Source organism: Actinomyces sp. ICM39 (assembly GCF_000282935.1).
Classification (GTDB): Bacteria; Actinomycetota; Actinomycetes; order Actinomycetales; family Actinomycetaceae; genus Pauljensenia; species Pauljensenia odontolytica_B.
Genome location: NZ_ALCB01000060.1, coordinates 1 through 10426 on the forward strand (window position 1 = coordinate 1; position 10426 = coordinate 10426).

General features: G+C 62.4%; 12 protein-coding genes. 8 read left to right on the forward strand and 4 right to left on the reverse strand.

Annotation, left to right across the window (positions count from 1 at the left end):
* Positions 1–31 precede the first annotated feature (31 nt).
* Together HMPREF1137_RS03355 and HMPREF1137_RS03360 are read right to left on the reverse strand one after the other, a co-directional pair.
* Positions 32–1312: an adenylosuccinate synthase gene (locus HMPREF1137_RS03355; RefSeq protein ID WP_007588947.1), complete on the reverse strand. Its 1281-nt coding sequence runs from the start codon at positions 1310–1312 to the stop codon at positions 32–34.
* A gap of 94 nt (positions 1313–1406) precedes the next feature.
* On the reverse strand, positions 1407–1901 hold the full coding sequence (locus HMPREF1137_RS03360; protein WP_007588943.1) for a DUF456 domain-containing protein: 495 nt from the start codon (positions 1899–1901) through the stop codon (positions 1407–1409).
* Between the two features lie 164 nt (positions 1902–2065).
* Between HMPREF1137_RS03360 and HMPREF1137_RS03365 the strand changes: the two genes are divergently transcribed.
* From HMPREF1137_RS03365 to HMPREF1137_RS09755, 8 genes are all read left to right on the forward strand, one after another.
* Entirely contained in the window at positions 2066–3307 is a 1242-nt protein-coding gene (locus HMPREF1137_RS03365) for a hypothetical protein (protein ID WP_034496622.1), read from the forward strand.
* Complete coding sequence (locus HMPREF1137_RS03370; protein WP_007588935.1) at positions 3304–3717, forward strand: hypothetical protein; 414 nt, start codon at positions 3304–3306, stop codon at positions 3715–3717. The genes HMPREF1137_RS03365 and HMPREF1137_RS03370 overlap by 4 nt, the downstream gene beginning before the upstream one ends.
* Before the next feature lie 24 nt (positions 3718–3741).
* Positions 3742–4032, forward strand: coding sequence for a WXG100 family type VII secretion target (locus HMPREF1137_RS03375; RefSeq protein ID WP_007588927.1), 291 nt, complete (start codon positions 3742–3744; stop codon positions 4030–4032).
* Positions 4033–4149: 117 nt separating this feature from the next.
* Complete coding sequence (locus HMPREF1137_RS03380) at positions 4150–4755, forward strand: hypothetical protein (protein WP_007588934.1); 606 nt, start codon at positions 4150–4152, stop codon at positions 4753–4755.
* A 103-nt stretch (positions 4756–4858) separates the two neighbouring features.
* The gene (locus HMPREF1137_RS03385; RefSeq protein ID WP_007588948.1) at positions 4859–5452 is read left to right on the forward strand and encodes a hypothetical protein; all 594 of its coding nucleotides are present in this window, start codon (positions 4859–4861) and stop codon (positions 5450–5452) included.
* A 20-nt stretch (positions 5453–5472) separates the two neighbouring features.
* On the forward strand, positions 5473–6072 hold the full coding sequence (locus HMPREF1137_RS03390; protein ID WP_034496627.1) for a hypothetical protein: 600 nt from the start codon (positions 5473–5475) through the stop codon (positions 6070–6072).
* Positions 6073–6235: 163 nt separating this feature from the next.
* Positions 6236–6850, forward strand: coding sequence for a hypothetical protein (locus HMPREF1137_RS03395; protein WP_007588937.1), 615 nt, complete (start codon positions 6236–6238; stop codon positions 6848–6850).
* A 99-nt stretch (positions 6851–6949) separates the two neighbouring features.
* A complete protein-coding gene (locus tag HMPREF1137_RS09755; RefSeq protein ID WP_007588941.1) occupies positions 6950–7816 on the forward strand; it encodes a hypothetical protein in 867 nt (288 codons plus the stop codon).
* Between the two features lie 78 nt (positions 7817–7894).
* Here HMPREF1137_RS09755 and rlmB read toward each other — a convergent pair whose 3' ends face one another.
* Both rlmB and HMPREF1137_RS03410 read right to left on the reverse strand, forming a co-directional pair.
* The gene (gene rlmB / locus HMPREF1137_RS03405) at positions 7895–8872 is read right to left on the reverse strand and encodes a 23S rRNA (guanosine(2251)-2'-O)-methyltransferase RlmB (RefSeq protein WP_007588945.1); all 978 of its coding nucleotides are present in this window, start codon (positions 8870–8872) and stop codon (positions 7895–7897) included.
* Positions 8873–8981: 109 nt separating this feature from the next.
* A complete protein-coding gene (locus HMPREF1137_RS03410) occupies positions 8982–9530 on the reverse strand; it encodes a DUF1697 domain-containing protein (RefSeq protein WP_007588931.1) in 549 nt (182 codons plus the stop codon).
* Between the last annotated feature and the right edge of the window lie 896 nt (positions 9531–10426).

The following is a 10426-nucleotide window of genomic DNA, read 5'->3' on the forward strand; positions in this document are numbered from 1 at the left end:
CACCGGCCCCCACTATCGTCTCAGTGAACCGTCACATGAGCGGGTAGCGCACGATCGTGGCCTCGCGGCCCGGGCCCACGCCGATGGACTGGATACGGCAGCGCGACAGCTCTTCCAGGCGCTCGATGTAGTCCTGGGCGGCCTGGGGCAGCTCGCCGAAGGAGCGGCACTGCGAGATGTCCTCGCTCCAGCCGGGCAGCTCCTCGTACACGGGCACGGCAGCCTCGAAGCCGGCCTGGTCGAGGGGCATTTCCTCCGTGCGCACGCCGTCGACCTCGTAGGCCACGCACACGGGGATCGTCTCGTAGCCGGAGAGCACGTCGAGCTTGGTCAGGCAAATGTCGGTCAGGCCGTTGATGCGCGTCGAGTAGCGCATGATGACTGCGTCGAACCAGCCGGTGCGGCGCGGGCGACCCGTGGTCACGCCGAACTCGCCGCCCTTGGTGCGCAGGGCCTCGCCGACCTCGTCGTCCAGCTCCGTGGGGAACGGGCCCTCGCCGACACGCGTCGTGTACGCCTTAGCGACGCCAACAACGCGGTCGATGCGGGTCGGGCCGACGCCGGAGCCGGTGAGCGCGCCGCCCGCGGTCGGGTTGGAGGAGGTCACGAAGGGGTAGGTGCCGTGGTCGATGTCGAGCATCGTGGCCTGGCCGCCCTCGAAGAGGACGGTGTCGCCGCGGTCCAGCGCGTCGTTAACGACGAGGGACACGTCGCACAGCATCGGCTTGATGCGGTCCGCGAAGGACAGCAGGTGGTCCGACACCTCGTTGGGATCGAGCGTGGGGATATCCACGGCCTCGAAAATGGTGTTCTTGGGGGCCAGGGCGGCCTCGACCTTGGCGCGCAGCTCCTCGGGGTGGAAGAGGTCCTGGATGCGCAGGCCGATGCGGTTCATCTTGTCGGCGTAGGTGGGGCCGATGCCTCGGCCGGTCGTGCCGATGAGGTTGTTGCCGCGCGCACGCTCGTTCGCCTGGTCCATGAGGCGGTTGTACGGCGGGATGATGTGCGCGTTGGAGGAGATACGCAGCCGCGAGCAGTCAACGCCGCGCTCGGTGATTTCCGAGAGCTCCTCGAAGAGCACGTCCAGGTCGACAACGACGCCGTTGCCGATGATGGGGGTGACGCCTTCGGAGAGGATTCCGGCGGGCAGGAGGTGCAGCGCGTACTTTTCGCCGTCAATAACGACGGTGTGTCCGGCGTTGTTGCCTCCGTTGAACTTCACGACGAGGTCGGTGTGCTGGCCGAGCTGGTCAGTGGCCTTGCCTTTGCCTTCGTCGCCCCACTGGGCGCCGAGCACGATGACGGCGGGCATGAGTATCTCCGTTTAGTTGGGTCTGTTACGCGGGTGCGCGCAACGCATCCATCCTACCGGAGGAACGACGAGGCCGGGGCACCGGCTGGTCACGTCAGTTTCCGGCGGCAACCAGGGCGACGCCGACGCCCCACAGGGTGGCGCACGTGAGGGCGGCGATCAGCTCGATGGCAATCGTCCAGCCGAAGGCCTTGAGGGCGTGGAGGGTGGCCGTCCAGGCACTGGCGGTGTCGCGGCTGCGCAGGTACTCGACGAGGAAGATGGCCGCGACCATGCCCAGGACGAGGCCGAGGGGCAGGCCGATGAACCATCCGACGACACCGCCGACAGCTCCCCACACGAGCGTGGATTGAGGGATTCCCGCCTTGTTCATGCCGCGGGCTGGAATCACGTATTTGAGGACCGTTCCGAGGATCAGGACGAGCGCCACGATGGCGAAAATGATCCACGCGGCGCGCGTGCCGGTCATCCACGCCCACACGAGGATCGCGCCTCCGACGACGGGTGCGGAGGGCCAGATCTGCACGACCGCGCCGATCACTCCGATGAGGATGACGATGCCAACGATGACGGTTCCAAGGACGCTCATGGGGTGATCATACGGGCACGAAGTACACTCCTCAAGAAGCTGACCACGAACTTTGACTACCTGTGTTATTTTTGGTGGACTTATGATCGGCTCACCGCTGAGCACCACAGCGCACCTCATCGGCGAGGATCCACCGTCGAAGATTCGAGACATAGCGAGGGAATATGCCTTTATCTGTCGAATACGCGGACCTGTCGCTGGCACAGCAGGTGCTGGAGCGCCAGGGAACACACGTGCAGAACATGCATTCATTCCTCGACGAGTGGGGCCATATTGTCACCGGAGGCGTTGCGCCGGTAGCTGTCTACAAAACTGGTTACGGGCTTCTCCTCATGGCTTTCAATGGCCTCAACGAGATTGCAGTACAAGCCGGGTTGGGCGTCCTAATACTCCTAGAAAACGCTCATACCGGTACGGCAAACCACATGGGCCGAACAATCGATGCCTATGTCAGCGCCGATGAACAGATTCACGCTGCTCTATCCGCTGCGACACAGGCCCTCGGCGGTTCTGCGCTTCCTTTTAATGACCCACGCTCGTCTCTACCTACCCTCGGCGCTGCGGAGCAACGCGCTTCACAATGGTATGGAGGCGCAGATCCGAACGTATTCGCGCAAATGGGGCAGGATATTGACGCGTTCCGCAATTACGTTACTGGTCTCTCGGACCGTGTCGTGCAACGCGGCGAGAAGGCACTCTCGGCAAACCGTTCGATCTCCGAGGCTCACGATGCAAGTTCGTACCTCGTCACACCAGAGGCCCCGGAATCAGAGATGGAGAACCTTCGCTGGAAAGCGGGGCCTGTCTTGGGTGGTGTCGATTGGCTGATTGAGAAGCTCACCGGTGTCTCCGTCCTGAACGACATCATTTTCAAGTACACCGTCGGCGACTGGCGCGTCATTCATCGAGCGAGGACTGCCTGGTCCGAGATCGGCGACGCCCTCGTCGCAGTCGGCCAGAACGACTCCGAAATTCTCCCTGCTCTGTCAGAGTGGACAGGGAGAGGCTCCGAGGCAGCGAATGTTTTCATCGCCGCTCTTTCGTGGGGAACGACATCACTGGAAGGCGCAGCGGGCGTGATGTCGACAGTTCTCTTAGGAATCCAGCTACTCGTCAAAAAAGCGGCAAATGAAATTGGTGAGCTGCTTGTCGATCTTCAAATCGCTTGCCTCGAGCTACTTGGAGACGCTGGAGTCCCGGTAGCCGGGTGGGTAAAAGCCGCCTTCGATATTGCCAAGGATGCCTGGAAGTTCATACAGATGGTTATGAGCATCTACGACATCATTAACATGGTCTTCGACATCATGGAATCTCTTGTTGAAGCAAAGGACAAACTCATTGAAGTCCGATTTACTATTGCGAACCTAGCCGAGGCCGCTGTTCGAGGAGCTGCAGCACGAGTATGAGCAACGAAGGATACATCGCACGTTTCGAAGAGTTGTTCCGCTCGTTCGACAACTTGTCTCAAGAGATCAACAAACAACGCGAGCAAAATCAGCGAGACAATGCAGAACACCGGCAGCGGCGCGCTGAGGCCGCACGCCGCGGAGAACTCGGTGAAGACTGGAAGACAATCCAGGAACGTATTGACAACGGAGAGACGACATTGGAAGACGTCTTCTCCGGTAAGGATACGTCCGAAGCAGCTGAGACCATTCGGAAAACAGCACAACAGAACGTTACGAAGGTTATGCAGCAGGCGCGCCAAGAAGCCGAGGAGAACGATGAGGAGGATCCCTTCGCTGCGTTTCAGGAGAAGCTCAGCGCTCTGAGCAAGGCGACTGAAGAACGAGTCCGTCATTTTCAGGGCTTTTAAAGGGCCATTCCAGAAGGAGACATAATGCCCGATCTCTACGTCGACGAGGGCGAACTTCAATCCCTCTCCAGCACGCTCAGCCAGCGTGTGGACCACATGGAAGCAATCATCGACACCATCCCACAGGCGCAGAATTACCTTGCGAGCACCTGGGAGGGCGAGGCTGCGCGGGCAGCTTTGAACCGCATGAGGATGGATGAAGAGGCTCTCCGCGACACTGCGGAAGCGCTCTCTCGCGCCCGGCAGCTCCTCGACGAGGCGATCCAGACCTACGAGGAAACGGAGCAAAACGTTTCCTCGCTGTGGTCCCTCTAAGGCGTCGAGTAAACCTGATCAAAGCGAGCGCCCGGGGGCCGTCACAGCGGAAACCGATCACGGGCACCGTTTGGGGAGGGAGGTGTCGGCTGGCGACGCGCGCGTCAGCTCATCATCATGGTCAACAAAGCCTCACGAGGAGAGTCCCGCAACCGCTGGGACAAGCGCCAGTACGCGACGTACCTCGTCGCGCTGAACCCGCAGCAGACAACCGACCGCTGCCTGGATTTCTGGCGCTCAATCGGAGGGTTCGCCGAGCAGGCTGGGGTACGCGAGCAGCTCGCGCGCCTCGGTTTCGTCGGCACCCAATTCACGATCGGTGGAACCGGTCGGTACTACGCCTTCCGCTCCCTCGACAATATGTTTCCGCTGATGAGCGTCTTCCCGAAGCTCATGCCCAAGAAATTCAGGGACTCCATCCAGGAGCCGACCAGCATCATGGTCGCCGCTCGCCCACATTCGGTAGGTGGGCGACCGGCATCGGAGCTGTGGTGTTTCCTCGCGAAAGATGCCCTCAGGGAACCCGTCATCACGGACGCTTTCATGAAGTCTGCTCTAGAAGGCATAAGTGAGTCCTTCACCCAACAGGGCATCTTGTTGGGCACCCCGCAATTCTTCCGAGGTGGAGATCTCCCCCGTGATCACGTCTTCTCCGACATGGGTCTCCTCGCATTGCGACGGGCCGCCACAGCTTTCGTTCGCGACGAGTCACACCGCCAGTGAACCACCCGCAAGCCTCCCTCAGCACCACGCAGCCCCGCGACCGTGCACCGCGCGGGGGCACCTTCGCTTCTCTCTCCTCCGTCTTTTCCCGGAAAGGACAGCGATGAACACGGCACCACCAACCTCCTCGTCGAAGGGGCGCCTCCTCAATCGAAACCGCTACTTCTACGCGCAGCTGGCCACCGACCCGCACCAGGCGGCGACGAGCTGCGCCGACTACTGGGTGTCCACAGGGGCGCGCAACGGAACGCCAGGGATGAGCGGGCAGCTCGCCAGCCACGGCTGGATCGGCACCGAACTCATCACCGGCAGCTACGCACGCCACTGCGCCATGTCCTCGTTCTTCGAGAGCATCCCCCTCATCGGCTTCTTTCCTTCCCTCGCTCCCAGGTCACTCAAGCACGCACAGCAGGCACCCAAGCGCATCATCATCGCCGCTCGCGCCTGTCAGGTAGCTGGCCGCCCGGCGAGCGAGCTGTGGTGCTTCGACGGCGACATCACTTCGACGGACCCGATGGTGTCCAATGCCTTCATGGACACCGCCCTGCGCGATCTCGCGATCGCGCTCCACAAGCAGGGGACGCTGCTGGGCACGCCCAAGCGCTTCTTCGGAGGCGCGCTGCCCAAAGACCACCTGTTCTACTTCCAGAACATCGCCATCATGCGCAGGGACGCGAAGATGAACAGGCGCTACTGACGCCACACGGGAGATAAACGATGAACTCTCTTGTCTCAGCGATGCAGCGAGACTACGACGCATCTTTCAGCCCAATCACCGTTTTTCGCCTGGCAATACCCCCCGACGACGCCGTGTCTCGCTGCGTCGGCCTCTGGAAGATGAAGGGCATCCGCTCCGAGACAGTCGGCATGCGCGAACAATTCAAGCAGCGGGGATGGGCGGGAACAGAGCTGATCATCGGACACAGCGGGCGCGCACTCCTCACTGATTTTTTGTTCAACACGCGAGGGCTCACCCTCCTGTTCTCACAGGCAATCTCTCTCCTGCCCAACCGTGTCAAGAGAGCCGCCATCACCAAGATTTACGTGGACATCATCGCACGCACGATCGAAACCGAATCGGGGCCGATAACCGAACTGTGGTGCCTCGCTGATTGGGCGACGCGGATCAACCTCAGCGGCTTCGAGAACAGTTACATCGAATCGTCGATGCGCTCGCTCGAAGAGTCATTCAACACGCAGGGCATCCTGTCCGCCCCCGTCCGTCACCTCGATCGCAGGGACATCGAGCCGGACAGTCCCCTCTCGCTCCCCACACTCGTGTCGATGCGTCAGGCAGCAAAGAAGCGCAACCGGTAGCATCCTCTCTTCGGCCGGTCACCGCGCGGGTACCCATGCCTCGTCAATCCCGATAATTCCCTGCGGATAGTATCCTGGTGAGCAGCGGCGCTCAGCAGCAACGCACTGCGGCAGAGTGCTGAGGCTTGTTGTTGACACTTGTCTTTCCTCGAGGAGGATGTTCATGGGGGCGGGTCATTCAGGTTTCTCTCTCCGTCGGGCCATCAACCGACGCAGGTACTTCTACGCGCTCGTCGCGGCCGACCCACATCAGACGGTCACGCATGCTGTCGACTACTGGGTGTCCAAAGGAGCCTGGGGCGAGACGAACGGCATGCGCGAGCAGCTCGCCCAGCACGGTTGGGTCGGCGCGGAAGTCATTATCGGCAGCGACCTGCGCAGCCTCGCATTCAGGCCTCTCCTCGATGCCATTCCCGGCGTTAATCTCGTTCCGTCTACAGCGCCCACGTCGATCAAACGCACTAGTCAGGAGAGGACCGAGATCCTCGTCGCAGCACGATCCTGCTCGGTCGGAGGACGCCCCGCCTCCGAACTCTGGGTCTGCGAAGCCCGCGTGGTACATGACTCCAGATGGGCGACAGACGCATTCATGGACATGTCGCTCGGCGAGCTTGCGGGCTCGCTAGAGCGCCAAGGGCTCCTCCTGGAAGCCCCTCGATTCTTCCACGGCGGAGACCTGCCGAAAGATCACCTCTTCACCATGGACGGCGTCCTGTCGATGCGCAGGGCCGCCAAAAAGGAGTACGGCCGCAAACCCCGGCGTTTCTCAGTAAACTGAGACTCGCCAACTCCCACCGAAAAACTACCTCTTCACGATCCACAACACCCGCACAATACGGCGGACCGCAGACGTGAATGAACGAGAGTAGAACCGCACATGAAGATGACAACGACTCCCCCGGCCTCGTGGACCGGGAACCTCTTTCGACGCCCGCCTCTTGGCGTCTACACGGTCACCGGCTCCCCCGAGGACGCGGTCAGGCGGTGTCTCGACCTGTGGGTGACGCTTGGCGTACGCGAGCAAACACACGGCATGCCCGAGCAGTTTGCACGCCGCGGCTGGGTCGGCACAGAGATCACGGTCGACGCCTCGAGCACAGCAACGAAGAAGCCGTCACTTGACCTCACTGACGTGATGGACGCCGTGAGCGACGCTGGGAAGCATCTCCACATGGCATACAAGAAAACCGCACCCGAGGGTCTTCGTGCGGTCACCGACACGGTTGGCGAGGTCGTAGGCGCAGTCGGCGAGGTTGCCGGCTTCGCCGGTAGCGCCGCGCGAGAAGCCGCCGGCGGGGTCGTGGACACAGTCGTCGAGGCAACCGGAACAGTCGGCGAGGTTGCCTACTTCGCCGGTAGCGCCGCATACGAGGGTGCCACCAGCGCCGCGAACAAGGTCGGTGGATTCGTGTCGGGCCTCGCATCCAAAACCTGGCGCAAGGAACGTCTGCCAAAACCCGGCAAATTCCGCATCGTGGTCGCAGCCCGCGCACTCCCCGATCAGGAGAAGGAGGCTGCGCAGCTGTGGTGTTTCCTCAGCGATGATTCACCAAAGCGATCCTTGGGTTCTGACGACCAGATCGACGAGGCCTTCCAATGGCTCGAACGCAAGCTCACCGAACAGGACGTCCTGCTCGATGTTCCGCATTACGTCAACCAGAAGGACCTTCCCGCTGACAGCGCCCTCACGGCGAACTGTCTCGCCGCCATGCGACAGGCGGCGAGCACAGAGCCGCTTTCGTGACGCATTAAGCGGCAAAAAGTCGTCTCGCCGCGGGCGCTAGCGCGCACCCACGGCGAGACGACAGACAGTCCGGAAGGATCAGCCCTGCGCCCGCAGGGAAGCCACCTCGTACAAGGCGATACCCGTCGCGACGGCCGCGTTAAGAGACTCGACGGTCGACGTGATCGGGATCGACACGATCTGATCGCAGGTCTCGCGCACGAGGCGGGACAGGCCCGCACCCTCGGCACCAGTCACGACCACGAGGGGGCCGTCCGCCAGCGACAGGCCGCGCAGGGGCGCGTCACCTCCGCCATCCAGGCCGACCACGAAGTAGCCAGCCTGCTTGGCCTCCTCGAGAGCGCGCACGAGGTTCGTCGCGCGAGCCACGGGCACGCGGGCGGCCGCACCGGCCGACACCTTCCACGCGGTCGTGTTGACGCCCGCGCTGCGACGCTCGGGGATGATGACGCCGTCCGCGCCGAACGCGCCCGCGCTACGCAGGACCGCGCCCAGGTTGTGGGGGTCCGTCACCTGGTCGAGAGCGACGAGGAGCGGGTGGCCCAGCTGCTGCAGGGAACCGGCGATCAGATCCGAGGCGTCGGCGTACTCGTAGCCGCGCACCTCGATGGCAACGCCCTGGTGGACGGCGCCGTCGGTCGCGACATCCAGGTCGCGGCGGGTGACCTCGTAAACGGGGGCACCCATGGCCGAGGCGAGGCGCACGACCTCCTCCACGCGGTCGTCCTTCACGTTGTCGAGGACGAAGACGCGCTCAATCGGGACCGAGGCGCGGGCGGCCTCGGCGACCGGGTTGCGGCCGGCAATCAGCTCGTGACCGGGCTTGACGCGGATCGACGACTTGGCGCGGGCGCGAGCGATCGCGGCCTCCTGGGCCTCGCGGGCCTCGCGCTTGACCTTGCGCTTGTGGGCGGGGTGGTAGGTGCGGTCCTCGGCCTTGGGGGTCGGGCCCTTGCCTTCGAGGCGGCGGCGCGAGTGGCCGCCGGTGCCGACCTGCGCGCCCTTCTTGGTGCCCTTCTTACGGATGGCGCCGGGGCGCCCGCTGTGTGAGGCCATGGTGTCTCCTCGTTTTCTCGTGAACTGACACAAGCGTACGGGTTTTAGGTCGCATCGGGGCCACAGGGGCGCGCGCGGGGGCCAAAATCACGATTGGGTAGGGTGAGCCTCAGTCCTGCGACAGCATGGCTGCGATCTTCTCGACCGTCGAACCGGAGCGGATCGTCACCTGGCGGTAGAAGTCCTCGCGCAGGAGGCGCTTGTGATAGGCGGTCTTCAGGAAGCTCTTCTCGTCGAACTTGCCCCAGAACACGGCGTGCTCGCCGAAGTGCACGGCCTCATCCCCCAGTTCCATCGCCTCGATGCGCTCGCGCACGTGGTCGCGGTCCAGGCCTCGCGTGTAGAAGAGCGCATCACGGCGGGCGACCTCGCCGTGCCACCAGTCGGGCAGCTCTTTGAGCTGGGCAAGGTAGTCCTGCGCCGTCAGGAGGGCCAGTCGGATCGGGAAGTCGTAGCGAAGCTCCAGGAGTTGTTCGACGGCCTGGGCAACGTCCTCGCTCGGGGCGTCATCCTCGGCTTCGAAGATGAGGTTGCCACTGTTGATGTAGGTGCGCACATGTCCGAAACCTTCGGCTGCGATCTGTTCGCGCAGCTCGCTCATGACGACCTTGTTGTTACCGCCGACGTTGATGCCGCGCAGCAGCGCCACGTACTCCATGCTGTTCCTCCCCACTTGCCGCGACGCCTCACGGCGTCGACCTGACCCCAGGGTACGGCCTCGACTCGCATCGGGCTGATCGCGCACCCACCGATTGAAGGGTTACCCCAGCCCGTAGAGAGGCCTAGCTGACGACACTGCCCACGGACTCTCTCGGGGCAATTGCATCGGTTCTCCTGAAGCACCCTCTCCACGCCCCCCAACCTCAATTCCGCACGTAATTTAAAGCGGTAACTTTTTAAGACAGCCTTAAAACACTGCAATTCCAACGATGCGATTTCAGGTTTTGAACGAGTCGCGGGAGAATTACGTGCGAAATTTCTGAACACCGGGCTAGACACAGCACTGACGCCACGACTACTCAGAAGGCGATACACCTCTCCGAAGGATTCAACCTGATCGGGAGGATTCAACCTGATCGGAAGGGGTTGAATCCTCCTTATCGGGTGTACACCTCACTGCAACAAGCATTTTGGCGATGACTGAGAAGAGGAAAGCCCCTGCGCGGATAGGTTGTGACGATGCGGATAGGTTATCGCCATACGGATAGGTTAATAAGCTATCCGTATGCTCATAACCTATCCATGAAGCAACAACCTATCCGCACACCCCGTGGGCATGAGTAGGAATGCGCTGCGTGAGGAAGCGATGCACTAGATAGGCCAGCAATGCACTAGCTACTAGGCAGTGCAATACCTCCCTAAGTAGTGCAATACCCCTAATCAACAAGCAAAAACGCGGTTCCTTAGTGGCCACGCCACTGTGGAGGAGAGCAGAGGGACCGGAGGGCACGAGCGGGCTTCGAGGCGGGGGCCGAGCTGCGGCGCCTGTGGGCGGCGGCGGGGCCTGGCCGGGCTTCGAGCCAACGCGCCACACATCAGCGACCTGGCACCACT